Here is a 25,114-nt window from a genome sequence, read left to right on the forward strand (position 1 = left end):
CGCGCCGGATTCCCGCGCCGACGACGAAAACCCTTGTCGGCAAGCGGGATTCGAGATCGCGGCGAAACCTAGCGATAGTGGGGTCGAGCTGTGATGCGTTCTTGCTGGTTGTTCGAGGTGAGGTCGTGAGCCTCGCGGTCGAAGTGCTCGACCTGGTCAAGCATTACGGTCGCGTCCGCGTGCTCGACCACATCGACCTACAGGTCCCGGCGGGCACGGTGATGGGTCTGCTCGGCCCGAACGGCGCCGGGAAGACCACCACCGTCCGGATCGTCACCACTCTGCTCCGGCCCGACGCCGGGTCGGTGCGGGTGGCCGGGGTGGACGTGCTGCGCGATCCGGCCTTGGCGCGCAAGCGAATCGGGCTCTCCGGCCAGTACGCCGCGGTGGACGGCAACCTCTCCGGCTACGAGAACCTGCGCATGGTGGCCCGGCTGTACGGGATGTCGCAGCGGCAGGCCACCTCGCGCGCGGCGGAACTACTCGAGGCGCTAGGTCTGGAGTACGCGGCGCACCGGCGGGCCGGCACCTATTCCGGCGGTATGGCCCGCAGGCTCGACCTGGCGGGCGCCCTGGTGGCCCGGCCCGCGGTCGTGGTGCTCGACGAGCCGACCACCGGCCTGGATCCGCGCGGCAGGCTCGATATGTGGCGGGTCATCGGCGATCTCGTCGACGACGGCACCACCGTGCTGCTCACCACGCAGTATCTGGAGGAGGCCGATCTGCTCGCCGACCGGATCACCGTCATCGATCGCGGCCGGGTCATCGCGCGCGGTTCGGCCGATGAGCTGAAGACCGCCATCGGCGGCGACAAACTCACCGTCACCCTGGCCGCCGGACAGGATATGAAACCGGCGCTCTCGGTGCTGGCGCAGGTCGGGATCGGCGAGCCGATCCACGAGCCGGGCACCGAGGAGGCCACCGTCGTGGTCGGCGACGGCACCCGCACCATGGTCGAGGCGCTGCGCAGGCTCGACGACGCCGGAGTCTGCGTGGTGGACGCCACCGTGCACCGGCCCAGCCTCGACGACGTATTCCTTTCCCTCACCGGAACTTCCGCGAAGAAGGACGAGCAGCCGGTGGACGACGAGATCCAAGAGGAGGTACGGGCGTGACCACCGCGTCGGCCGCATCCACCACAGCGCCATCCGAGCGGGCCCCACGGCTGCGGGTTTTCCGGGACAGCGCGATCGTGGCCTACCGCAATCTGCTCACCATCCTGCGGGTGCCGACCCTGCTGGTCACCGCGACCATCCAGCCGCTGATGTTCGTCTTCCTGTTCGCATACATCTTCGGTGCCTCGCTGGGCGGCAGCCAGTACCGGGAATTCCTGCTGGCCGGAATCTTCACGCAGACAGTCGCTTTCAATGCCGCATTCACCACCGTCGGCCTGGCGGGCGATCTGCAGAAGGGCATCATCGACCGGATGCGGACCCTGCCCATGTCCCGGCTCGCGGTGCTGATGGGCCGCACGCTCTCGGATCTGGTGGTGAATATCCTGAGCCTCGGCGTGATGGTCGGCTGCGGCTATGCGGTGGGCTGGCGGATCAACGGCGCAATCGCCGATGCCGCATTGGCTTTCGGTGTCATCCTGCTGTTCGCCTTCGCCATGTCCTGGGTCGGCGCGCTCACCGGTCTGCTCTCGCCGACCGTCGAGGTCGCGCAAAGCGCCGGTCTCATCTGGCTTTTCCCGCTCACCTTCATCTCCTCGGCGTTCATCTCCGCGGAAACCCTGCCCGGCCCGCTGCGCACGGTGGCCGAATGGAATCCGATCACCGCGGTCTCGGCGGCGGGCCGCAAACTATTCGTCAACGGGTCACCGCCCACCTTCGTCCCGCCGCACGGCTGGGCCGCCGACCACTGCGTCGAATATTCGATCGCCTGCTCGCTGGTGATCCTGTGCGTGGCGATGCCGATGGCGCTGCTGCGCTATCGCAAGGTGGCGAGCCGGTAGTCCGGCCATACAAAAAGCCGCTCCCCTCGCGAGGGGAGCGGCTTTCGTGTCACGTTACGCCCGGCGCCGGGTCTTGAGCAGTTCGAGGCGCTCCTTGAGCAGTTCCTCGAGCTCATCCTTGCTGCGGCGTTCCAGCAGCATGTCCCAGTGCGTGCGCGGGGGCTTGACCTTCTTGGTCTCCTGGTTCGTGCCCTCGATCAGGACACCTTCCTGGCCGTTGCGGCACAGCCAGGTGGGCGGGATCTCGGCGTCGTCGGCGAACGGGACGTCGAATTCCTCGCCGTTATCGGTCCGGTACCGGGCAATCCGGCGCGGGGCCAGGTCGTGGTCGCGATCGGTCTCGTAGCTCACCGCTCCGAGCCGACTGCCTCGGAGTACGCGATCTGCCATATGTGCGGTCCTCTCCCTGTGTGCTCGAGCTCTTGCTGCGCCGACTAACGTCGATTCAGGAACAACGCGCGCGCCTGCCTCGATAGTTCCCGGCACGATGTAGTTCCCGATACGGTGCCGGCGAACCCTTCCATTGTAGTGGTTGCGCCGAATACGCCGCGCTCACGGTGTCCGCTCCGGCGCCGGTTCGTGGGCGGGCGACACCGGGAGGCGGCCCGTTTGTGCCGGTGGACACGTGAGTGGTTAAGGTGTGCGGCGTGTCTCATGTGCCCAGGTCAGGCCATAGCGCCCCGAAACGACAGGTGTCCTGCCTGTGGTGCGGGCGGGAGATCGTCGAATCCGAGGCGGGCCGTCGCCGCCGATACTGTCGTCAATCGTGCCGGCAGCGCGCCTACGAGCATCGAAACAGCTTGAAGGGCACGGGAATTCCGACCGATTCGGTGGTGCTGTCGGCGCAGGAGGCCAGCGATCTGGCCGATCGCTGGTTCGCGGCCCGCTGCGCCGCCGAGGATGTCGCGACGGCGATCGGCGAGGGCGCCGACCACGCCGAGCTGAAATCCCTCAGCGCCACCCTGCTGGAGCTCACCCGCGAAGCGGAACGGCTGCGCTGAGGCTCCCGATCGTGTTGCGGCCGTGCGCATATACCGCGGTCAGCAGCAGCCCGATCACCGCGACCAGTCCGCCGAACGCGGCGACGGTGATCGTGTCCGGGTGGATCAGCGGCTGTGCGCGCATGGCCTGCTGGAACACGATGGCGAGCAGCCCCGCGTAGCCGATGGCGAGCACCCCGACCACCCTGGCCCTGGCGCGCTCGTCGCGCAGCCAGCGGACCCGCGGCGCGAGCAGCCCGAGCGCCACGGCCGCGAGGATCAGCACCTGGATGCCGTGCAGGCCGACGAAGTGCGGCACCCGCAGGTCGCCGCCGACCGTGCTCCAGTGCGTGATCGGCAGCCCGGCGAGCGCGTCGCGGGCCTGCGGCACGGGTGTGTCGTGCAGCACGGTGTGCCCGGCCGCGAGCTCGACGATATTGCCGTCGGCGTCGCGCACCAGCTGCTTACCGGTGAACCCCATCAGGTAGCCGAGCATCATTCCGGCCACGGCGAGTCCCATGCCGGCGTGAATGGCCCGCGAGAGCGGCCGATCCGCCACCCGCTGCCACGAAAGAATCACGGCGATAACCAGATTCGCGAAGAACAGACCGGGAACGCCGGAGGCGAAGACCTTCTGCCCGATATCGTTGAACACATCGGTCTGCGTATTGAAATGGCTGAAGGTGCCGCGCGCCGCCTGCACGACGATGAATCCGACGTCGACACATCCGGTCACCGCGAAGACCGTGCCGAGCCACCAGGTAGCCCGGCTCCCCTTGTGCGGCAAGGAAAGCAGCCACGCCAACGTCCCGCTGTACAGCCCGAACGCAACAGCGAACTTGAACGGCTTGAGCCACACCGACTCGCCGAGCAGCATGCGATCGTCGAAGATCATCCCGACCGCCGAGAAGGCCGCAAGCGCGACCATCACCACCACCAATGCGAGTAGCGGCCGGTGCGGCCGTCCGGTGGTCAGGCGGTGATGTTCGGCGGCGGGCCGGGCGACGGACTCCAGGTGCAATGTCGTGGACATATTCAGACGGTAGGAAGCCGGACCCTCGAAAGACGTCCCGCCGCAGCGCCATCGGCGCCTGATACCGGGGTACTAGACGGCGGCCATGGCGCCGAACCGTTATCGAATGACCTTGTCCAGGAACAACATCGTCGCGGCGAACGCGCCGCCACCGGCCAGCACCCCCGCGGCGGGCGGTTGCCCGCTTTGCACGGTCAGCCAGCCGGCCGCGATTCCGGCCAACAGCGAGATCATCAAGAACACCAGTGCGCGCAGCTCGAACATTCCGTGCGTGACCTTTCCGGGATGACGGCCGGAACCCGGTGTGGTTCCGGCCGATTCCACCGTCGGACACCCGGCCGCGACGCTCCCAAGAACACCATCACCGCCGATCACGACACGCCGCCCGCCGATCACGGGTTGCATTCGGCCATCACGGTCTTCCAGTAGCCGACATTCGGCCGGGATGGCTCGAGGTTCCACTCGTACTTGTTCCGCCACTGCCACCAGTCGGCGTGGCAATCGAACTGGTTGTGCATGGACCAGTAGAGATCACCGCCCCAGTTGGCGTTCACCCTGTGGTACAGCTCGTCGAACGCGGCTTGCTTGTCGACCGTTGCCTTCACCAGCCCGCACGCGGTGGGGACGACGTGCAGCGACTTCAGGTTGTTCTCGCCGCGGGTGATCCAGGTCGCCGAGGCGATGAAACTGTCGCAGGGCAGTTTGGTCTTCTCCTCCACCTTCTTCGGATCCGCATGCGGGTCGGTCGCGCCCGGCGCGACCTTCGCGGTGTACTCCGAACATTTCGGGATGCCCGGGGTCCAGCCGTCGTGGCCGGTCTTGATGAACGCGTTGGGCAGCCAGGATCCGGTGCCGAGACGCTCCCAGACATCGATCTTCTTGTCGCCGTTGAAAACCGGCTGCCCCTGCTGCTCGCACACGATGGTGACCAGCGCGCCGTCGGGCAGCGACTTGCCGACCTGCCCGGACCCCATCGAGGGCGCGCTCTGCGGGTAGATGCCGATCCTGGTCCAGGCGACCGGATATTGCGCGTCGGCGTCGGCGGGGCCGGTGGCGAGCACGGTCGCGGCGGTGAGCGCGGTGGCGAGGCCGCCGATGAGTCGGAAACGCTGGTGGGACACGGTGATCAGCTCCTTGTCGAGTTACGGACAACTCAACGAGACGGCACGCCGACACGACACCCCGAGCGGTCCGATCGCCGACAATCACGGCGCGTCGCCGCGATGTCCCGCCGCGTGGAAACATGCTGGTCGGAAGGATCAACGCGGAGTGGTCTCGACGCGAATACCGCTGTGCCAGAATGCCGTATGCCCAGTTGGGCGGGCGGCATCGATCCGTCACAGATTCACACCCGCGGCGAATTCATCACCGCGCTCCGGCAACTCATCGAGCGGATCGGACAGCGCGAAGCCGCGCGCCGGGCGCGTGTTCCGGAAGGCACCGTCCTGGGCTGGTGCCGCAGCACGTTGCCCGAGGCCGACAGCCACCGATTCGAACCGCTGTTACGGGTCTGCGGAGTCAACGAGACCGAGTTCCCGGAGTGGTGGGCGGCGCTGTACCGGGCGCGCCGGACCCAGCCCGATCCCGGTGAATCGCCGTATCCCGGCCTTGCGCCGTACGATGCGTCGCGGGCCGTGGACTTCTGCGGTCGCGGCGAGCTCACCGCCGAGCTCCGCGCGACCGTGCGCGCCTGCCTGGACGGCGCCGAAGCGCGTCCGGTCATCGTGATCGGAGAGTCCGGCGTCGGGAAGTCCTCACTGCTGCTCGCCGGGCTCGAGCCCGGATTCGGCCAGGTCGCGGTCCTCGCACCCGGTACGAAACCACTTATGGCGCTGGGGAATGCGATCGATGAGGTCGAAATCGGGCCGGATACCGAGTTCGTGCTCATCGTCGATCAGTGCGAGGAACTGTGGACGCTGGAACCGATCGTCGGCGACGACGACGCGCTGCGCGCGCGATGGGAGCAAGAGCGCGACGAATTCCTGGCCGAGTTGGCCGCGTGGGCGAACCGCCCGCACACCGCGGTGGTGATCGGCCTGCGCGCCGACTACTTCGGGCGCGCCGCCGCCGATCCCTTCCTGCAGCGGGCGCTGCACAGTGACCGCCTGATCACGGTCACGCCGATGAACCGGCGGCAGTTGCTCGAGGTGATCACGAAGCCCGCGAGCGAGCGCGGGATAACCGTCGAGGAGGCGCTCGTCGACCGGTTGCTCGAGGAATTGAAGGTTACCGAGGGCGGTTCGGACGGCGGTGCGCTCCCACAGCTGTCGGAGGCGCTGAAGCGAACCTGGGACATTCCGACGCGGACCGAGCCCAAACTGACCTGGGCCGATTACCGCAGTACCGGCGGGATCGGGAAGGTGGTCGAGCTCAGCGCCGAAAAGGTCTACGGCGCACTCGACGAGCACGAACAGCTGATCGCGCGCCGGGTGGTCACCCGGTGTGTTGTGGTGACCGAGGAGTCGGCCGCCCGGCGTCGCGTGGCCCGCACCGAATTGGCATGGGCGGATGCGGAACCCGCGGTCGTCGACAGTGTGATCGCCCATTTCACCGCCGACCGGCTGCTCACGTCGGCCGGGTCCGGCGTGCAGCTCACCCACGAGGCACTGCTCACCGCGTGGCCCCGGCTGGCCGAATGGATCGGCACCGATCGGGCCACCCTGCTGCGGCATCGCAGGCTGGGCAACGAGGCCGAGGTGTGGGCCGAAAACGGCAGGCGCGAACGGGATCTGCTGTCGTCCGGCCGTACCGACGAATTCCAGGAATGGGCCGACACCCAGGACCGGTACAAGGAACTGACGGTGCGGGAACGCGAATTCCTCGACGCCTGCGTTGCCCACTGGGCGCGGGTGCGCGACCGCGATCGCAAGCGGGTCGCCGAGCTGGCGCGAACGGTGGAAGAGCGCGACCGGACCGTGGTGGAACTCGATCAGACCGTGCACCGCCTCGACCGGACCGTGCACGACTTGGAGACGTCGCGGCACACACTGCGGCGGCGAGCGATGGCGCTGATCGTCGTGGCGGTGCTGGCGGTTGCCGCGGCGCTCGGCGCGGGCGCCGTCTCATACGCGCTGGTGCTGTCCCGGCACGAACTTCAGCGAACGACCGATGAGGCGCTGTCTCGGCAGGGTGTGGCGGAGTTGGGCCTGCTGCGCTCCCGCGATCCGGGCCTCGCCCAGCAGTTGGCGCTGATCGGATATCGATTCGCGCCGACGGTCACGGTCGAGGCGCGTTCGGCACTGCTGGATTCCACCGGAATACTCACGCCGGTGCGCACGGCGACCGTGCCGGGACCGATCGGCACCGCGCTGAACCGGGACTCGACCCTGCTCGCCGTCGTCAATTCGGACGGTGCCGCCCGGCTGATCGATCGCCGGAAAGCGCGCAACGGTCCGGTCGGCGAATTGAAGGTCGGCGACGATCGCCTGTACGCCGCCGCATTCGCGCCGGACCGCCCGGTGCTGGCCATCGGGGGTGGCAAGACTTTGACGCTGTGGGATGTCTCCGTTCCGGAAAAGCCGTCGCGGATGCCCACAGAACTGCAAACGGGCGGTGCCAAGATCGGACATCTCGCCTGGTCCCCGGACGGACGCGAGCTGGCCGCCGCCACCGCGACGGGCATCCAGCGCTGGCGCATCGACGGCGCATCGGCCGATCAGGAACCGAGCCTCGATATCGGCGCACCGATGAACGCGGTGGCGTACAGCCCGGATGGCGCACTGCTCGCCGGGGGCGGCGAGGGTCAGGAGCTCCACATCTGGCAGCGCGCTTCCGCCGCGCCCATCGGTCGGCTCACGATGACGAACGTCGTGCTGGACCTCCAATTCGATCCGACCTCGACAAGACTCGTCGTCGGCTCGCAGGCTTTGAACGCGGTACTCGTCGATATCGCCGATCCGGCTCATCCGGCGCAGCGCAGTCTGCTCGGCGCCTTCGGCAGCTTCGTCAACTCGGTCGGGTTCAGTCCCGATGGGGCCACCATCGCCGCGGGCAGCTCCGACAATTCCACCCAACTCTTCCGCACCGCCGCCGCGACCGCCGTCGTGCCGGGCGGTCCGCCTACCATCGCCGTGCGCACACTACCCGGCACCGCATTGGTGACCTCGGTGGCCATGGCGGCCGATGCGGTGATCAGCACCTCGACCGACGGGATCGTGCACGAGTGGCCGACGGCCACCGATCCCGGCACCGACGACCTCGGCGGCCGCATCTTCACCGTCCCCGCGAGCGTCGATGGCCGGACCGCGCTGGTCGGGCTCGTCGCGCCGAATGGCAGCCCGCACAATGTGATCGACCGATTCGAACTGCCGCGCACCGGCCCGCCGCGCCCGATCGAGCCGCCGCTGACCATCGATCCGGGCCTTCGTCTGTCGGGGGTGGCGGCGATCTCGGACGACGGTCGCACCGCGGCGGCGGGCACGACTACCGGAGATATCTATCTGTGGGATATCGGCGTGCCGACCGATCCCCGCCGTTCCGGCGAGCGGCTGCACATATCGCCGAAGTCCATTGCCGAGGCGGTTTTCACACCCGACGCGAGGTACCTGTTCGCGGCGAGCGCCTCCGACGGAGCCGGGAATGTCATCAGCGTGATCGACCGCGGTGATCCGAACCGGCCCCGGGTCGTCGACACGCTGCGGACCACCACCCTGCCGCTGCTGTTGACGGTCAGCGCCGACGGAACCCTGCTGGCCGCGGCAACCGCCACCGACGTGACGGTATGGGACATTTCCCGTGGTCCGGGTTCGATCCGGATAGCCGACCGGTTCACGGGTTTCGGTTCCACGGTCACCTCGGTCCGATTCGGGCCGGGACACCTGCTGGCCGCCGGCAGCGACGACCGGACCGTCCGGATATGGAATCTGACCGCGGCGGGCGAGTTCGGCAAGTCGGCCCACCTGACCGGCCCGACGGGATCCATCGAATCCCTGACCTTCAACCGCGACGGCACCCGCCTCGCCGCCGGTATCGGCGATACGGAGGTCTGGATCTGGGATACGAGCGATCCCGCGCATCCGGCCACATACGCCACCCTGACCGCCTATGGCGGCCGCGTGAACGATGTCGCCTACGGACCCGACGGCGCGCAGTTGATCGCCGGGGGCCTGGCCGGTGTATTGCGCACGTGGGCAACGGATCCCGAGGCGGTGGTCGCCGCGCTGTGCGCGAACCCCGCCTCCGTCATCACGAAAGACGAATGGGCGCAACAATTCCCGGGTGTCGCGTATCGGAATCCCTGTTAGGCCGGGCCGAGCCATTCGGCCGTCAGCCGGTCGACCTGTCCGGTGCGGAGTTGGTAAGTGAGCCAAGTATTTACGACCGCGTTGAACAGGTTGTCGCCGCGCGGGAGCATGTACGCCTTGGTGAAGGAGTCGAAGGGCTTGTCCGGGTGCAGGACTCGCAGACCTGGATGGGTGAGTTGCCGGTAGCGGCCCTCGACCGAATCGGTGACGAATACGTCGGCGCGGCCCTGTTCGATCTCGTCGTAGATGGTGAGGTTGTCGGGCCAGATGGTGAGGTCGGCGGCGGGGAAGTTGGCGCGGGCGAAATCCTCGTTGGTGCCGCCGCGGTTGACGATCACCCGCACGCCGGGCCGGTTGATATCGGCGATGGTGGCGTAGGTGTCGCCGTCGGTCTTGCGGCTCACCGGCGTCTTGCCGACGGTGGCCAGCGCGACGGAGAAGTCGGCGACCTGTCTGCGCGCCGCGGTATCGGAGATCCCGCCTACCGCGATATCGCACTTCGCCGCGAAATCGCCGGCCAGCCCGGTCCAGGTCGTCGGCACCCACTGCGGTGAAACCTGAAGGGCGGCAGCGAGTTCCGTGGCCAGGGTGATGTCGACGCCGCGATAGGTCCCATCGTCGTCGCGCAGCGTGAACGGCGGATAGTCGCCGGTGGTGCACACCCGGAGCACGCCGGTGTCGCGCACGGTGAGCAGATGCGATGCGGCGGGCTCGTCCGCCCTGGCGCTGCCGAAGGAGAATCCCGCGGCGAGTGCGGCGGCGATGGCGATGCGGATGACGCGGTGGTGCATCGGGCGATCCTATGCGGACGGCGAATCGCGGCGGGCGGTGCGCCGTTTCGTGAGCCCCTCATGTACTCACGAAACGGCACGTCTCAGGACGGGTCGGCGGCCACGACGATGCCGCGCGCGGCGAGCCAGGGCAGCGGATCGATGGGTTCGCCTGCGGCGGAATGGATTTCGTAGTGCAGATGCGGGCCGGTGGAGTAGCCGCGGTTGCCGACGGTGGCGATGACGTCGCCCGCGCGCACGTGCTGGCCGACCGTCGCGATGATCTCGTTCACGTGACCGTAGATGCCGATGGTGCCGTCATCCTGTTGCACCCGCACCCAGAGGCCGAATCCGTCGGCCGGGCCCGCATCGATGACGACGCCGTCGGTGACCGCCTCGATCGGGGTGCCGATCGGATCGCCGAAGTCGATGCCCGCGTGCAGTGCGCCCCAGCGTATGCCGAAGGTGGAGGTGAGCACGCCCGCGACGGGCCGGACGGTGTGCGGCCGGGCGAGTTCGGCGGCGATCCGGGCCGCCTCGTCGGCAATGCGCCGTTGCGTCGCCAGCACGGCCTCGGGGACGGTCTGCGGCATCTGCGCTTCGCGCGGGGTGAAGGCGAGCGGCGCGGTGGGCGCCTGGGCCTGGGCCGGGAGGTCGTCGGCGGCGTTGAGGGCCGTCAAAGCGGAGATCGCGACCGCGGAGACGGCGACCGCGCGGGTCGCTGCGCGGTGTCGTCGACTACGGGTCGCGCCGCGCCGGGAAGGTAACGGAACGGTCACGAGCATTGGTCGAACGTAACGGGCATCCGTGGCGGCTTCGCAATCGTGTGGCTAGCGTCACCTTGGTACAAAAGCCCAGTTCGCCTATTACAAACAGATAACGCTACGGCGTGTCTCGCGGCTCGACCTTGGTGAATGCCGTATGGCGTCCGGTTGACCGGACGGTGGTCCAATGATCACACTATTTCAGTGGCCACTAATGGAGTCCGTGCCCTGGAGGCGCTATCCGACCCCACCCGCCGGGCGATCTTCGAGGCGCTGCCGCAGGCGCCGCGCTCGGTCGGCGAACTGGCCGCCACCGTCGGCGTCACCAGTTCCGCCGTATCCCAACACCTGCGGGTGCTGCGCGAGGCCCGACTGGTCGGCATGCGACCCGACGGAAATCGGCGGCTCTACCATCTGGACCCGCGCGGCCTCGGCGCGGCCCGCGACTACCTGGAGCAGTTCTGGCCCAGCGCGATAGCGGCATACTCCGCGGCACTCAGCGCGGCTCGGATCGACGACGTTGACCGAACCGGCGACGCCGGACCTCAGCCGACGCGCCGGTAAGCGGTGCGCCTGCGGTCCGCGGTCCCGGTTCCCGGCCAGCGCCTTTTGCTGAGCTGTTTGTCGACAGCGTTGATCACCTCGGTCACTCCGATGCGCAGCAGACCCGGATCCGGGGTGTCGGCGTCGCGGTCGCCGAGCTGACCCGCCCACAGCACCGAATGACGGCCGAGCAGATGCGGCGGCGGGCCGACCCAGCGCGGCGGCGTGGGGCCGAACAACTGCACCGTGCGAGTGCCGAACGCGGTTGCCAGGTGCGCGACTCCGGTGTCGCCGCAGACCACCAGCGCTGCCTCGGCGACGGTGGCGGCCAACTCGGTCAGGTTCTGTTCCCCGGCCAGCACCCGGCTCACGGAGAGTCCGGCCCGCGCCGCGATATGCAGCGCGAGATCGCGTTCGAATTCGTCCCCGGTCACCACCACCTCGCGCCCGAGCACGAGCAGATGCCGGATCACCGCGGCGAATCGGTCGGCGGGCCAGCGCCGGGCCTGCGCGCCCGCGCCGATGTGCACCACGACGCAATCGCGGTGGCTGGTGGTCGAAACCGGCGGCACCAGACCGAGATTGCGCCGATCGGCGTCGATTCCGTCGTATTCGAGCAGATGGCACCAGCAGTCGACGATATGCCGATCCTGTTGCCACTGTGGACCTTCCAGATCGGGGAAGGCGGGATTGCGGTAGCTCAGGATGCGGTCGGGATCGGTCTTGCCGAGCGCGACAATGCTCTCCGCGTGCGGGCCGTGCAGGTTCACCGCGAGCGCGGGACGCGGCCCGTCCCAACGCAATATGCCATCGGCGGTGGGCGCCAGCTCGTCGACCGAGGCGATCAGGTCGACGATGGGTTTGACCCGCTGCGGGGCCGCGAGCACGATATGGTCATGGGGTCTCGCCCGGCGCAGAGCACGTAGTGCGGGGACCGCGGTGAGCAAGTCACCGAGGCCGCGTGCTTGCAGCACGAGAACTACCGACACCCTGAACTCCTAGACCGACCCGACTTTCGGTATCGCCCGCCGTCACGAGCCAACTTAGGGATGACTACCCGACCAGGAGACCGGTGAAACGTGGTGTGGCGTGCGTTATGCAACGCGTGCCCCTTATATGTGCTCTAGCCTTGTTCGTGGCGCGAGTTTCGCAATGACATTCGGCGGCAAGGAGCATGCCATGGTCTCCCGGCTCAATCCGTACCTCGGTTTCCAGGATTCGGCGCGCGCTGCGCTCGAGTTCTACCGCGACGTCTTCGGTGGCAATCTCACCATCAGCACCTTCGGCGATATGGGCGATAAGGACGCGCCCGGCGCCGAATTGGTCATGCACGGACTACTCGAGACGGCCAAGGGATTCACGTTGATGGCCGCCGACACCCCGCCCGGGATGGAATACCACCCGGGCAGCAGCATCTCGGTGAGCCTCAGCGGTGACGACGCCGAGGAACTGCGCGGCTACTGGGACGGCCTGTCGGCCGGTGGCCGGGTGACGGTGCCACTGGAGAAGCAGATGTGGGGAGACGAATTCGGTATGTGCGTCGACCGCTTCGGCATCTCCTGGATGGTCAATATCGGTGCGCCGCAATAGGTTCGCGGCGCGGCGGTAGGTCTGTCCGCGCGGCGGGATCCGGCTCGCGACAGTGTGTGGGCCGGATATCCGGTGAATCGCCCATCTCGGGACATAGCATCTGTGCATGACGACAAACAGCATGCTAGAGGGCCCGGTCAAAGCGCTCGCTCGCAGTGCGTGGCAGACCACCCTGGTCACCGGACTCCTGTCGGTGGTTCTCGGCGTCATCATCCTGGTCTGGCCGGGGCCGACACTGCTTGCGGCGGGTGTCCTTTTCGGTATCTATCTGGTGGTCTCCGGCTTCCTGCAGCTGGTGGCCGCGTTCGGCATACCGTCCAGCACCGGGATGCGGGTGCTGGGCTTCATCAGCGGCGTGCTGTCCATCGCGATCGGCGTGTTCTGCTTCCGGGACGAATTGGATTCGATCCTGCTGCTCGCCATCTGGATCGGCGTCGGCTGGCTGTTCCGCGGGGTCGGCGTGACCATGATGGGCCTGTCCGAGCCCGCGCTGCCGGGCCGGGGCTGGGCCGTCTTCTTCGGCCTGCTCACCACCATCGCGGGCATCGTGGTGATCGCGTGGCCGCTGGAATCGGTGGCGACGCTGACGGTGGTGGTCGGCGTGTGGCTGCTGGTGATCGGCATTATGGAGATCATCATGGCCTTCGGCATCCGTAAGGACGCCCGCGCGCTCGACCAGGTCTGAGCCGGATTCGGCTGCGGCCGAAGGTATTTCACGCGGCGCGGCCGCCGGATCGCCCGGGCGATCCGGCGGCCGTTCTCGTATCGCCGCAGGTGGCGTCGGAAAACGACCTTATGTAGTAGAACGCGGAGGCGATCAACTAGCGTCTGCGGTATGAACTTCGTCTACAACGTCGTGGTCGTCACCCATCTGCTCGGTATGGCCGCGGTCGTCGGCGGCTACGCGGCGCAGCGCAATACGGTGTCCGAGCTGATGGTGTGGGGTGCGCGCCTGCAGATCGTCACCGGACTGGTGCTCGTCGGCATGGCCGACGGCATCCATTCGCTGGACAAGCATCCGAATATGGTGAAGATCGGGGTCAAACTGGTCGTCGCGCTGCTGGTCGCGGCGTTCGCGGAGATGGGGCACGGCGATGCCAAGCGCGGTAAGCCGGTGACCTGGATGCCGCATGCGGCCGGTGGGCTGGCGGTGGTCAACGTCCTGGTCGCCGCGCTGTGGCATTAAATGATGAGGTTCGATGCCCGGTGGCCGGGCATCGAACCTCCCCCTCATGATTCGAACAATGACTGTCCGAGATATCCGCCCGGTGCCCGCACCCCCGGCAGGATGACGAACACCGCGGACCCCACCGGGGTCGTCCACACATTGAGCGCGTCGAATTCGGCCAGCCGCCGCTGCACCGGCAGATACTGGGCGTCCACATCGCGCTGGAAGGCGGCGAAGAGCAGCCCCGAATTCGAGATGTGGCCGGGGGCGGGCGCGTCGTCGTAGTTGTAGCCGCGGCGCAGGAACCGCTCCCCGTCGCTGGTGTGATGCGCCCTGGCGATATGCGACGACGGCGGGATCACCGGAATGCCGAAGCGGTCTACGGCCGCGAAATCCGGTTCGTCGGATTCGTGCTTCCCGGTGAGCGGCGCACCCGTGTCCAGGGTGCGCCCGACCGTCAATTCCCTTCCATCCCGGTCGATTTCGTCCCAGGTGTCGAGTTTCATGGCGATCCGGCGCAGCACCAGCGACGTACCGCCGCGCAACCAGGGCTGCGCCGCACCGTCATCCCACACCAGCCGCTCGAAATCCGGTGTGCCCGGGGCGATATTGACGGTGCCGTCCACCTGACCCATCAGATTGCGCGGTGACGCACCGGGTTTCGCGTTGCGGAAGCCGCGCTGCACCCAGCGCACCGTCACCAGCGAACCGACCCCCTTGCACAGCACCCGCACCGCGTGCGACACCGCGGTCGCCTCGTCGGCGCAGATCTGGAGCAGGAAATCGCCGTCGCACCAACCAGGTTCGAGCCGATCGATCTCGAACGGCGGCAGCGGACGCAGCCAGGTGGGTCTGCGCTGTTCGGCACCGGCGACGGTGAAGGCGTTCGGGCCGAGGCCGACCGTGACGGTCAACCGCGAAGGACGTTGCGCCAGTTCGGGTTCGGTATCGCCCAGCGCCGCGGCGCCCTGGGTGAGACGGGCGGCGTCATCGGTCCAGATCTTCAGGATGCCGATGACATCGGCGCGGCGGGCGCCGGGCCGCAGATCGAGCGCGACGAAGGCGGCGTGATCCTGCGGCGCGGTCGCGATACCGGCCTGGTGTTCGCCGTAGAACGGCTCGGTATCGGTCGGTGCGCGGCCCGCGGGCTCGGTTCGATGCCCGGTGAAAGCCGCCGCGCCCCAGCCGATTCCGGCCGCCCCCGCGACGGCGGCGCCCCCACCGAAGAGGCGCCGCCTGGAGAAACCGCCGGTCCGCCGGTCACTCGGTCCGGCCGCCGTGCCTTGGTGCTCGGGCGCGTTCGCCGAGCCGATCGATCCGGCTGCCGTATCCCGCTCAGCCACCGTGTTCGGGGGAGTAGTTCTCCTGATTGCCGGAGAAATCGCGGACCTGGGCGGTGAAGGTCTTCGTCGAGCCGTCGTCGAAGGTGAGCGTCACCGGTGTGTCCGAGCCGGTGCGCAGCGGTCCGGTCAGGCCCATGAACATGATGTGCTCGCCGCCGGGCGCCAATTTGATGCTGCCGTGCGCGGGGATCGCGAAGCCACCCGCCTTGGGCCGCATCGTCTTCGATCCGTCGGCCGCGGCCACCACCTCGTGCAGTTCGACCGCCTTGGCCGCGGGGCTGGACGCGGCGACGACGGACACCGGCTTGTCGCCGGAATTATCCAATTCACCGAAGGCGGCCGACATTCCGCTGTCGGCGGCCTTGGCCCACTGATCCTTGACGGTGACCGCGTCGGCGGCCTTCGTCGAACCGCTGTCGTTCTTGGACGAACAACCTGCCAGCAGCGCGAGGGCGGTGGCCGCGCAGGCCAGTATCCGGATCGCGGGCATACGGGTAGTGACGGACATGAGAACTCCATTCGGGTACGGGTTTTCGAGATACCGCCGGTCGGAGTGTGTGCGGCACCGGAATTCCGGTGGTCGCCACTCCTTTTCGAGCGCTGTCGAGCCGATTCCGCTCGTGCGCAACCCACTTACCTGGAACGACCTCTTCGATCCGGCAGCGCGGTACGGCGGTGTGTGACGAACAACTACCGCGACACCGGCGGCCCGCGCCTGCCGATTCCCGAACCGAGCAGCGACCGCGGCGCCCGGGCCGGAGCCTGCCATGCCGTAACCGCCGTCGAAACCGCAACGGCGGGAAGCGGATCCAATGCGGCGACGGCTCGTCGCACGCCACCGGCGAGCCGGGCGATCGCGCGTTCCGCCCCGCGAATGAGTATGGCGCCCAATGGAATCGCCACGAGATGCGCGGCCAGCATGACCTGATTCGCGCCGCCGCCGTGGTGATGTTCGGGCGCCACCGAAAGCGCGGTGTGCCCGATGGCCTGCCCACCGGCCAGCAGCGCCATCACCTCGGCGATGCCGTACCGGTTCCGCATGGCGGCCACCGCGTAGCCGACCGCCGCGCAGGCCGCGATCAGCAGCGCCAGCCCGGACTGCCCGACCGCGACGCTTCCGCCCGCCAGGGCGTGCGCGGCAATGCTCACCGCACCGGACGCGCAACCGACGAACGCGCCACGCGCCCGCGCCATCGCATCCGTCGGTTTCCGCACCGCGCCATACTACTGCCGGTCGTAGGGAACGTTCGTCATCGGCCCAGGTCTGGGGATCGGCGGGGCGATTCCGTGTCATCGATGCGGTCGAGGTGCTGTGCTCGGCAGCTCGGAGGTCTTCGCCAGTCAGCCGCCACGCCCGTCACCAACGCCTGTGGGCAGTGCACCTAGCGTTCTGCGCCTGAAATGCGTTGCAGACATCTGGGAGTCGAGGATTTCCTCGGCGGTTTTGCGCCAGACGAATGGTGGGGGGTCCACGCCCTGTGCCGAAGTTCCGTCCGGCGCATCCGGCCGGACTTCCGCACAGAGCCTGGGGGCGGGCCGCAGCGGGGTCCGCTCAATCCGAAACAGGTTGCAGCTCAGGGCGTTTCGGGGGTAAGCCCGCGCCGGTGGAGATGCCCCGGGCCCGGCGGCCGAGCCACGGCAGCATATGCCGGGTGGTCCAGCGCCATTCGGCGGCGGTCGCGGCAGCGAAGGTGCGCTGGACCGGGGGGAGTGGGTCGCGCCAGGTGGTATCGGCGCCGGGGATGCCCAGGGTGTCGGCGACGGCGCGGGCGACCAGATCGTGGCCGAGCGGGCTCAGGTGCAACCGGTCCTCGGCCCAGACCAACGGATGGGTGGTGGCGTGCACCGGTTCGAAATCCACCAGGGTGATGCCGTGGCGCGCGGACAATTCGCGCAACCGGGCGTTGAGCGCGCGCACCCGCCCGGACAGCGGGCGCACGAACGGCGCGATCGCGCCGATATCCGGGTACGTGAAGGTGACCACCCGCGCGCCCGCGGCGACCAGCGCGGCGAACATCGCGTCCAGGTCGGCGAGCAGTGCTGTGCCGTCGAGGCGCGGCCGGATGACATCGTTCATCCCCGCGACGACGGTGACCAGATCGGGGCCGAGCACGAGCGCGGGCGGCAGCTGTTCGGCGCGGATCTCCGCGGCGCGGCGGCCGCGCACCGCCAGATTGGCATAGTGCAGCCCGGGACTGGCGGCGGCGAGCAGGGCGGCGAATCGGTCGGCCCAGCCGCGGTGGCCGCCGTTGCCGTCCGGGTCGCCGATGCCCTCGGTCTGGCTGTCGCCGAGTGCGACGAAGCGTTTGTACGAAGGCTCCACGATTCGCTCCTGCGTTGGCTCGGTGGCGCAGCGATATCGTACGGGCGCCGCCGGATTCGGGCCACGTGTCACACGGGCCGGAAGCCGGCGCCGGGGCCGCCGGCTTGCTCGATGGCGGCGAGCACCATGCCGATCTGGATGGCGACGGCCGGGTCGTGGCCGGATGCGGCCGGGTGACGGCAGGTCAGATCGGCGAGGGTGATCCCGATCGCCTCCGTGCCGATATGGCCGACGTTCATGCCGACCAGTCGATCGCCGAGGGTGACCGGGCCGCCGGAATCGCCGGGCCGCGAACAGACCTGGTTCTGGAACCACCATTCGTGGGTCGCCCATACGAGGCCGCAGTCGACGCCGGTGGTGCGTCCGTTCTTGCAGACGAGATCGCCCTCCCGCGGCGGTGCGCCGATGCCGGCGATGACCGTCGCGTCGACGCGACGCACCGGCGTCACCCGCTCGCGGTCGAACACGATGACCGCGTAGTCGTCCGAATGATCCACCGCGGCAACCGTGCCGACGACAACGGTGTCCGGCGTGGCCTCGGCCCGCACCGGCATCCCGGGTTCGGCGCAGTGGCCCGCGGTCAGGCCGGTCAGCCTGCCTGCGCGGTCGTAGCCGATGGTGGTGAGGGTGCATGCGGTGCTCGATCCGAGCAGGATGCCGGAGCCGCCGCCGAGGGCGACCGTCTCCTGTGCCGCCGCCGAACCGCATGGACCGATCGTGACCAGCGCCGCGACGGCCGCCACCAGCATGCGGCGAATCCCCGGAACGACCATATCGGTGTCCTTCGTCCAGCGAGTGGGGCACACCCGGCGAGTGGGCGATGGTGGAGACCCCTTGATTGTCCCGGATCGCGACCGGTATTTCGGTTTCGCCGGATCCCGGTACGGCAACGGCTCGGCGGCGATCAGGGGTGCGGCGAGGTCATAAAGCAACCATATATCTAGATATTGCAATCTATGCATATAATCACCTCATGACGAAACGCGATCAAGAAGGCACGGACGCGCACAGCGGCCCGCTCGGTGAGCGCGCGGAGCTGATCGCCGCCATCGCCTCCGGCGTCACCTATGCGGGCGGTATGACGGCGAAATATCTGGTGGACGCGCCGGGCTGGCTGGCCCTGACGCTGTTCGCCGCCACCTATGTGTTCGGCGGATTCTTCACCGTCCGGACCGCGCTGGCCACCGTGCGGCGCGGGCGGTTCGAGGTGGACTTTCTAATGCTGGTCGCCGCGGTCGGTGCGGCGCTGGTCGGCAAGTGGGCCGAGGGATCGGTGCTGCTGTTCCTGTTCAGCCTCGGGCACGCGCTGGAGGAATACGCGATGGGGCGGGCCAAGCGGTCCATCGAGGCGCTGGCCGAGCTGGCCCCGAGTACGGCGCTGGTGCGGCACGGTGACGCGGTGACCGAGGTGCCGGTGGACGAGCTGGCGATCGGCGATGTCGTTGTGGTGCTGCCGAATTCGCGTCCACCCGCGGACGGCGTCGTGGTCGCCGGGACCAGCGGCGTCGACGAGTCGTCGGTGACCGGCGAGAGCATTCCGGTGGAGAAGAGCCCGGCGGCCGATCCCGCCGCGCTGCTGGCGAGCGATTCCGCTGTGCCGGAATGGCATCGGGTATTCGCCGGGACATTGAACGGGTCCGGCGCACTGGATGTGCTGGTGACCAGCCTGGCGCGCGACAGCATGCTGGCGCGGGTGATCACCATGGTCCGGGAGGCCGATACCCAGAAGTCGCCGACGCAGCGATTCCTCGATCGATTCCAAATCTTCTATGTCCCAGCGGTTCTGGTCGGTGTCGCGGCGGTGCTCGGCGTCGGGGTCTTCGCGTCGAGCGAGCCGTTCGCCGACAGCTTCTACCGGGCGATGGTGGTGCTGGTGGCCGCCAGCCCGTGCGCGCTGGCCATTGCGACGCCGAGCGCGGTACTGGCCGGAATCGCCCGCGCCGCGCAGGCCGGTGTGCTCGCGAAGGGCGGCGGACCGCTGGAAACCCTTGGGCGCGTTCGCTCCATCGCCTTCGATAAGACCGGCACGCTGACCTGGGGTCAGCCGCGGGTGACCGATATCGTGCCCGCGCGTGCGGAACTGCGGGACGAATTGATCGCCACGCTGTACGCGGTCGAGTCGTACAGCGACCATCCGCTTGCCACCGCGATCACCAGGGATCTGGGGCCGCTGGTGACGGCCGAGCGGACCGCGGATTCGGTGAATTCCGTTACCGGGCGCGGTATTACGGCCTTGGTGGACGGACGGGCGACCGAGGTCGGCAACAGGACCATGTTCGAGGAGTTGGATCCCGATGGCCTGCCGCCCGCGATCGTGTTCGCGATGGACGAACTGCACGAGCGGGGTCGCACCACGATGATCGTGCGCAGCGGCGGCGGCTATCTGGGCGTGGTCGGTGTGATGGATGTGCCGCGCGCCGAGGCGGCGCCGGTGGTCGCGATGCTGCGGTCGCTGGGCGTCGCGGAGGTGGTGCTCATCTCCGGCGACAATCAGCGGGTCGCCGATGCGGTCGCCCGCGATATGGGGTTGGACGCGGCGCACGGCGGGCTGCTGCCCGAGGACAAGGTCACCAAGATCGGCGAAATCGGCGGGCGGACGGGCGCCGCGATGGTCGGCGACGGGGTGAACGACGCGCCCGCGATGGTGCATGCCTCGGTCGGCATCGCGATGGGGGCGAGCGGATCCGCGGTGGCGCTGGAGACGGCCGATGTGGCGCTGATGGTCGACGATATCGGCAGGCTGCCGTTCGCGGTGGCGCTGAGCAGGCGGACCGCGCGCGTCATCCGGCAGAACCTGGCGTTTTCGCTGCTGATCGTCGCGGCGCTGGTGCCCGCGACGTTGCTCGGCCTGCCGATCGGGCCCGCGGTGTTCATCCACGAGGGTTCGACGCTGCTGGTGGTGGCGAATGCGTTGCGGTTGCTGCGGTTCCGGCGCGGCGCCGAGCACGCCGGGATCGAGCACGAGGCCCGTCCCGTGTGATCCGCACACGGAATCTCCACATTTGGCGCGGCTTCTCTGCACAGTGGGTGGCTAGGGTTCCCTTTTATGGAACACAGCGGAAGGCCGGCCGCGACGGTGGCGCGGCGGATCCTGGTGGTCGAGGACGAGGTGACCATCGCCGAATCGGTTGCCGCACGATTGCGGGCCGAGGGTTTCACGGTGGATCTCGCGCATGACGGGCCGGGTGCGGTGGCCGCCGCCGCGGCGCTGGCTCCGGATCTGGTGGTGCTGGACGTGATGTTGCCGGGTTTCGACGGACTGGAGGTGTGCCGACGCATCCAGGCCGATCGGGCGGTGCCGGTACTCATGCTGACCGCGCGCACCGATGAAACAGACCAATTGGTCGGCCTCGGTGTCGGGGCCGACGACTACCTGACGAAACCGTTCTCCATGCGGGTGCTTGCCGCACGGGTGCACGCGCTGCTGCGACGGGTCGAGCGCACCGCGGAGCTGGAGACCGCCACCATCGCGGTCGGCGATCTGCGCATCGATCTCGATCAGCGCCGGGTGTGGCGGGCCGAGCGGGAGGCACAGCTCACGCCGCTGGAATTCGAACTGCTCGCGCGCCTGGCCCGGCGGCCGCGCGTGGTGCTGGCCAGGGAGCGGCTGCTCGAGGAGGTGTGGGACTGGGCCGACGCGTCGGGGACCCGCGCGGTGGACAGTCACGTGAAGGCGTTGCGGCGCAAGCTGGGTGCGGATCTGATCCGGACAGTGCACGGTGTCGGCTATGCGCTGGAGCCCCGGTGAACGACGGCAAAAGGCCTCGGACAGTGGGGGATTGGGTCGCGGATGTGCTGCCGCGCCCGCTGGACCCGGTGCGATCGATCAAGCTGAAGCTGGCGATCCTGATGGTCTGCTCGGGCGGGCTGGCATTCAGCTACTTCTGGTACAAGATCGGCTGGCTGCCGACCCGAACCACCGTGGCGGCCATGGTGATCGCGCTGGTCACCTCGCAGATCCTGGCGCACGGGATCACCAGGCCGCTGCGTGAGATGACAGCGGCCGCACAGCGAATGGCGCACGGCGACTACACCTGGCGGGTGCGGGCCACCTCGCGCGACGAGGTCGGGCAGCTGGCGACGGCCTTCAACCAGATGGCCGCCGACCTGGCCGCGGCCGACCGGCAGCGGCGCGAACTCATCGCCAATGTCTCGCACGAATTGCGCACGCCCATTACGGCTTTGAACGCGGTGCTGGAGAATGTGGTGGACGGCGTCTCGGATCCGGACCCGAAAACCCTGCGGACCGCGTTGGCGCAGACCGAGCGGCTGAGCGTCCTGGTGTCCGAACTGCTCGACCTATCCAGCATCGAGGCGGGCGCACTGCCGCTGGATCGCGAAAAGCTAGCCGTCGCACCGTTACTCGCCGAGGTGGTGGCCGAGGCGGAAATGCTGGCCGCGGCGCTCGGGCGCGGCGTGCGCTTCCGCTCGGATGTGCTGCCGGCCACGGCCACCGTATACGCCGATCCCGCGCGCCTGCATCAGGTGCTGCTCAACCTGCTCGACAACGCGGCGCGGCACGGCCCGGCGGGCGGTGAGGTGCGCATCAACGCCCGTGCCTGCGACGGTGTCACGATCATCGACGTCCAGGACGAGGGTCCCGGCATCCCGCCCGCCGAACGGGCCCGCGTCTTCGACCGATTCACCAGGGGCGGCCGGACCGACGGCGGCGGCACCGGCCTCGGACTCGCCATCTCCCGCTGGGTCGTCGACCTGCACGGCGGCACCATAGCGGTCGCCGACCCCGGCTCCCGCATCCGCGTCACCCTACCGAACCCCTGATCGCTTAAACCCCAACGCAATTCAGCAACCCGGAGTGCCCTGCGCTCCCGGGCGGATACCGTATCCCCACGGAAAGGTCTGCCATGCCCGAAATTCCCACCACCCCAGACGATCCGGATTCGCCGAAACCTGAATCCCCGGCCACACCCGCCGGATCGTCATCCACCTCGAATTACTTTGACCCACTACCTATTACGGGAACCGGCGGGTCAACGACGGACTCGTCCCGAATCCCTTCATCGGGAGAGTCGATCCCGGGCGGCGTACACGCCGAGAGTCGGCCGCGTCCACCGGCCCCGCCGGGCGAATCCCATCGATCACCGCAGGCCTCGCCGCCATTCCCTGTCCGCCCGGCACCCGCTTGGCAATTCGTCGCCTATCCGGCGGGAGTGGTGCCCGCGGCCGTAGTCATCGGATTGGCGGCGGCAGTACTGGTTCCGTTGGACCGCCCCGGAATCGGTTGGCTACTGGCCGGATTGGTAGCGGTATGTATGGTATTCGCGGTAGACCGTCATGCCCGCCGGACAGCGCAACCCGGGCGTGGGTCGAGCGAGCATGCCTCGGATGCCGACAGCCCGCGGCGGCCGGTGTCCGCCGCAGCACCGAATTCGCCCAGAACCGATGCGGCCGAGGGCAATTCGTCACATGAGGCGGGAGTTTCGACGCGGCTCACCCGACCGGTGCGAGTCCGGTCGGTAGGAGCGGCGAGTGAGGCTACCTGGCCGCATGGATCGGATGCGGCAGCCGGTGTGGAGGCTGACGCGCTGGAAGATCGACCCGGGGCGGACATGGATGCAGCTGTGCCGCTGAGGGATTCGGGTGCAGCGGGCGTCCAGAAGGAGGCCGAGGCGGTCGAGGTCCGACCGGTGGCAGCAGCGGACGGTGCGGAGCTTCCGGAATCGGATGGGACGACCGGGAGTGAGACGGTGCGTGAAGTAGATGCGGACCGGGTGTGCGGTGGCGCGAATGCTGCTGTGCTGCTGAGTGGTTCGGATGCAGTGCATGACGGGGAGACCGACAAGGCGGAGGTGACGGCTGAAGGGGACGTGCGGCCGCGGGAGTCGGGTGCGGCGGCCGGGAGCCGGGCGGTGCTTGGAGTCGATACGGGTCGAGTGTGTGGTGTGGATGAGGCTGTGTCGCTGAGTGATTCGGGTGCGGCGGCCGGGAGTCAGGTGGCGGGAGACGTCGATGCGAGCACGGCGCGTGGTGCGGATGACGGGCGGCTGGTCGGATCGCATGCCGGTGCGTCGGATGTGGCTTGGTCGTCCTCTGCCGGAACTGGTGTGCTGCACGGGGCCGATGCGGGTGAATCGGATGCGGAATCCGGGAAATCCGGCAGGGCGCGGGGGTCCGGTACGGGCTATGCGAAATTCGTTGGTGTAGGGGAGGGTTCGTCCGGCGGGTTGGGGAGTTGGGGGCGGGTTTGGTGGGTTGGGGTGGGGTTGGCGCTGTTGGGGGTCGGGGCGGTGCGGGCGGCGGGGTGGTTGTTCGGGTTGTGTGTGGTGGGGGCGGCGGTGGCGGCGTCGTTGGGGGTGGTGGGGCGGCGGTCGAGGTTCGGTGTGTTGTATGACGTGATCGCGGTGCCGGTGGCGGCGGTGGCCGCGATGCCGTGGGTGTATGCGGGGATCGGGCGGATGCGGGGCGGGATGGATGTGCGGCGGCGGCGGATCGGGGTTTCGGTCGGTGCGACCGTCGTACTGCTCGCGGTGTTCGTGCCGCTGTTGGCGGGGGCGGATGCGACGTTCGCCGCATTGGTGGGTGATGCGACGCCGCGGATCGATGTCGGCTCGGCGGTGCGGTGGTGTGTGGTGTTCGGCGGTGCGGCGGCGGCCGCGATCGGCGCCATCTTCCTGCTCGCGGGGCCGCCGGTGCCGGCTTCCGATGCGGCGGAAAAGGTTTCGGGTCGCCCGTGGCGGCGGATCGAGTGGGCGCTGCCGGTCGGTGCGCTGACGGTGCTGTTCGCGGTATTCGTGGGTGCGCAGTTCGTCGCGCTGTTCGGCGGCGACGACTATGTGCAGCGCACCGCCGGACTGACCTACGCGGAGTACGCGCGCAGCGGATTCTGGCAGCTTTCGGCGGTGACCATATTGACCCTGGCCGTTGTGCTGGCCGTATTGCGTCGGTCGGCACAGGATTCCGTCGCGGATCGGCTGTGGTTGCGGGTATTGCTTTGTGCCGTCGGTGGTTTGACGTTGATCATCGTGGCCTCCGCGCTGAGCCGGATGTGGACCTACCAGCAGGCGTACGGGTTCACCGTGCTGCGGCTGCTGGTGCAGACCTGCGAGCTGTGGCTCGGCCTGGTCTACCTCCTCGTGCTCGTCGCGGTGCTGCGGCTGGAGCGGAACTGGTTGCCGCGCGCGACGATCGGCACCGCCATGGTCACTCTGCTCGCGCTGGCCGCACTCAATCCGGAGGGTTTGATCGCCGACCGCAATATCGACCGCTGGCAGCACGGCAAGGAACTCGACACCGAATATCTCGGCAAGCTGTCACCCGATATCGTGCCCGCCCTCGACCGGCTGCCCGAGCCGATGCGCGCGGCGCTGCTCGCGGACCTGCGGCACCGGCTCGACGACGACACCTGGCAGAGCTGGAATTGGGCCCGGCGCGGCGCGCGATGA

At 68.5% G+C, this 25,114-nt stretch carries 24 protein-coding genes; 12 read left to right on the top strand and 12 right to left on the bottom strand.

Annotated features, from left to right (window positions below):
* Positions 1–125: 125 nt before the first annotated feature.
* The gene (locus tag LGY53_RS18920) at positions 126–1,115 is read left to right on the top strand and encodes an ATP-binding cassette domain-containing protein (RefSeq protein WP_225727998.1); all 990 of its coding nucleotides are present in this window, start codon (positions 126–128) and stop codon (positions 1,113–1,115) included.
* On the top strand, positions 1,112–1,954 hold the full coding sequence (locus tag LGY53_RS18925; protein WP_225727999.1) for an ABC transporter permease: 843 nt from the start codon (positions 1,112–1,114) through the stop codon (positions 1,952–1,954). The genes LGY53_RS18920 and LGY53_RS18925 overlap by 4 nt, the downstream gene beginning before the upstream one ends.
* 54 nt (positions 1,955–2,008) lie before the next feature.
* On the opposite strand, the gene LGY53_RS18930 is transcribed toward LGY53_RS18925, so the two are convergent.
* A complete protein-coding gene (locus tag LGY53_RS18930) occupies positions 2,009–2,344 on the bottom strand; it encodes an RNA polymerase-binding protein RbpA (protein WP_167475669.1) in 336 nt (111 codons plus the stop codon).
* A 266-nt stretch (positions 2,345–2,610) separates the two neighbouring features.
* Between LGY53_RS18930 and LGY53_RS18935 the strand changes: the two genes are divergently transcribed.
* Positions 2,611–2,955, top strand: a complete 345-nt coding sequence (locus tag LGY53_RS18935) for a hypothetical protein (protein ID WP_167479492.1) — start codon at positions 2,611–2,613, stop codon at positions 2,953–2,955.
* On the opposite strand, the gene LGY53_RS18940 is transcribed toward LGY53_RS18935, so the two are convergent.
* The 3 genes from LGY53_RS18940 to LGY53_RS18950 form a co-directional block, all read right to left on the bottom strand.
* Positions 2,927–3,967, bottom strand: coding sequence for a hypothetical protein (locus tag LGY53_RS18940; RefSeq protein WP_225728000.1), 1,041 nt, complete (start codon positions 3,965–3,967; stop codon positions 2,927–2,929). The two genes, LGY53_RS18935 and LGY53_RS18940, sit on opposite strands and share 29 nt — an antisense overlap.
* Before the next feature lie 99 nt (positions 3,968–4,066).
* A complete protein-coding gene (locus tag LGY53_RS18945) occupies positions 4,067–4,291 on the bottom strand; it encodes a hypothetical protein (RefSeq protein WP_225728001.1) in 225 nt (74 codons plus the stop codon).
* Positions 4,292–4,359: 68 nt separating this feature from the next.
* On the bottom strand, positions 4,360–5,088 hold the full coding sequence (locus LGY53_RS18950) for a DUF2599 domain-containing protein (RefSeq protein ID WP_225728002.1): 729 nt from the start codon (positions 5,086–5,088) through the stop codon (positions 4,360–4,362).
* A 186-nt stretch (positions 5,089–5,274) separates the two neighbouring features.
* On the opposite strand from LGY53_RS18950, the gene LGY53_RS18955 reads away from it, so the two are divergent.
* Positions 5,275–9,210 (top strand): AAA family ATPase, encoded by a 3,936-nt coding sequence (locus LGY53_RS18955; RefSeq protein ID WP_225728003.1) that lies wholly within the window; start codon positions 5,275–5,277, stop codon positions 9,208–9,210.
* Here the strand turns inward: LGY53_RS18955 and LGY53_RS18960 are convergent.
* Positions 9,207–10,001: a transporter substrate-binding domain-containing protein gene (locus LGY53_RS18960; RefSeq protein ID WP_225728004.1), complete on the bottom strand. Its 795-nt coding sequence runs from the start codon at positions 9,999–10,001 to the stop codon at positions 9,207–9,209. The two genes, LGY53_RS18955 and LGY53_RS18960, sit on opposite strands and share 4 nt — an antisense overlap.
* An 83-nt stretch (positions 10,002–10,084) precedes the next feature.
* Positions 10,085–10,765, bottom strand: coding sequence for a M23 family metallopeptidase (locus tag LGY53_RS18965; RefSeq protein ID WP_225728005.1), 681 nt, complete (start codon positions 10,763–10,765; stop codon positions 10,085–10,087).
* A 183-nt stretch (positions 10,766–10,948) separates the two neighbouring features.
* Between LGY53_RS18965 and LGY53_RS18970 the strand changes: the two genes are divergently transcribed.
* A complete protein-coding gene (locus LGY53_RS18970) occupies positions 10,949–11,308 on the top strand; it encodes a helix-turn-helix transcriptional regulator (protein WP_225728006.1) in 360 nt (119 codons plus the stop codon).
* Here LGY53_RS18970 and LGY53_RS18975 read toward each other — a convergent pair.
* Positions 11,290–12,276 carry a glycosyltransferase family 9 protein gene (locus LGY53_RS18975; RefSeq protein ID WP_225728007.1) on the bottom strand — a complete coding sequence of 329 codons (987 nt, stop codon included), beginning with the start codon at positions 12,274–12,276 and terminating at the stop codon, positions 11,290–11,292. The genes LGY53_RS18970 and LGY53_RS18975 overlap by 19 nt on opposite strands.
* A gap of 190 nt (positions 12,277–12,466) precedes the next feature.
* Between LGY53_RS18975 and LGY53_RS18980 the strand changes: the two genes are divergently transcribed.
* The 3 genes from LGY53_RS18980 (at position 12,467) to LGY53_RS18990 (ending at position 14,063) form a co-directional block, all read left to right on the top strand.
* The gene (locus LGY53_RS18980) at positions 12,467–12,877 is read left to right on the top strand and encodes a VOC family protein (RefSeq protein WP_225728008.1); all 411 of its coding nucleotides are present in this window, start codon (positions 12,467–12,469) and stop codon (positions 12,875–12,877) included.
* A gap of 106 nt (positions 12,878–12,983) precedes the next feature.
* Positions 12,984–13,562 carry an HdeD family acid-resistance protein gene (locus LGY53_RS18985; protein ID WP_225728009.1) on the top strand — a complete coding sequence of 193 codons (579 nt, stop codon included), beginning with the start codon at positions 12,984–12,986 and terminating at the stop codon, positions 13,560–13,562.
* Between the two features lie 150 nt (positions 13,563–13,712).
* Positions 13,713–14,063 carry a hypothetical protein gene (locus tag LGY53_RS18990; RefSeq protein ID WP_225728010.1) on the top strand — a complete coding sequence of 117 codons (351 nt, stop codon included), beginning with the start codon at positions 13,713–13,715 and terminating at the stop codon, positions 14,061–14,063.
* Positions 14,064–14,107: 44 nt separating this feature from the next.
* Here LGY53_RS18990 and LGY53_RS18995 read toward each other — a convergent pair whose 3' ends face one another.
* The 5 genes from LGY53_RS18995 to LGY53_RS19015 all read right to left on the bottom strand — a co-directional run bounded on the left by LGY53_RS18995 (position 14,108) and on the right by LGY53_RS19015 (position 18,484).
* Complete coding sequence (locus tag LGY53_RS18995; RefSeq protein WP_225728331.1) at positions 14,108–15,235, bottom strand: Dyp-type peroxidase; 1,128 nt, start codon at positions 15,233–15,235, stop codon at positions 14,108–14,110.
* Between the two features lie 145 nt (positions 15,236–15,380).
* A complete protein-coding gene (locus LGY53_RS19000; protein ID WP_225728332.1) occupies positions 15,381–15,869 on the bottom strand; it encodes a copper chaperone PCu(A)C in 489 nt (162 codons plus the stop codon).
* A gap of 209 nt (positions 15,870–16,078) precedes the next feature.
* A complete protein-coding gene (locus LGY53_RS19005; RefSeq protein ID WP_225728011.1) occupies positions 16,079–16,603 on the bottom strand; it encodes a hypothetical protein in 525 nt (174 codons plus the stop codon).
* A gap of 337 nt (positions 16,604–16,940) precedes the next feature.
* Positions 16,941–17,711, bottom strand: coding sequence for an SGNH/GDSL hydrolase family protein (locus LGY53_RS19010; RefSeq protein ID WP_225728012.1), 771 nt, complete (start codon positions 17,709–17,711; stop codon positions 16,941–16,943).
* A gap of 68 nt (positions 17,712–17,779) precedes the next feature.
* Complete coding sequence (locus LGY53_RS19015) at positions 17,780–18,484, bottom strand: S1 family peptidase (RefSeq protein WP_225728013.1); 705 nt, start codon at positions 18,482–18,484, stop codon at positions 17,780–17,782.
* A gap of 200 nt (positions 18,485–18,684) precedes the next feature.
* Between LGY53_RS19015 and LGY53_RS19020 the strand changes: the two genes are divergently transcribed.
* The 4 genes from LGY53_RS19020 (at position 18,685) to LGY53_RS19035 (ending at position 25,114) form a co-directional block, all read left to right on the top strand.
* Positions 18,685–20,691, top strand: a complete 2,007-nt coding sequence (locus LGY53_RS19020) for a heavy metal translocating P-type ATPase (RefSeq protein ID WP_225728014.1) — start codon at positions 18,685–18,687, stop codon at positions 20,689–20,691.
* Between the two features lie 66 nt (positions 20,692–20,757).
* The gene (locus LGY53_RS19025; RefSeq protein ID WP_225728015.1) at positions 20,758–21,459 is read left to right on the top strand and encodes a response regulator transcription factor; all 702 of its coding nucleotides are present in this window, start codon (positions 20,758–20,760) and stop codon (positions 21,457–21,459) included.
* Positions 21,460–21,560: 101 nt separating this feature from the next.
* Positions 21,561–22,493, top strand: a complete 933-nt coding sequence (locus LGY53_RS19030; RefSeq protein WP_255664046.1) for an ATP-binding protein — start codon at positions 21,561–21,563, stop codon at positions 22,491–22,493.
* 1,121 nt (positions 22,494–23,614) lie between these two features.
* Entirely contained in the window at positions 23,615–25,114 is a 1,500-nt protein-coding gene (locus LGY53_RS19035; RefSeq protein ID WP_225728017.1) for a DUF4153 domain-containing protein, read from the top strand.

The sequence above is a fragment of the Nocardia sp. JCM 34519.1 genome (genome assembly GCF_020361265.1).
Taxonomy (GTDB): Bacteria; Actinomycetota; Actinomycetes; order Mycobacteriales; family Mycobacteriaceae; genus Nocardia; species Nocardia arthritidis_A.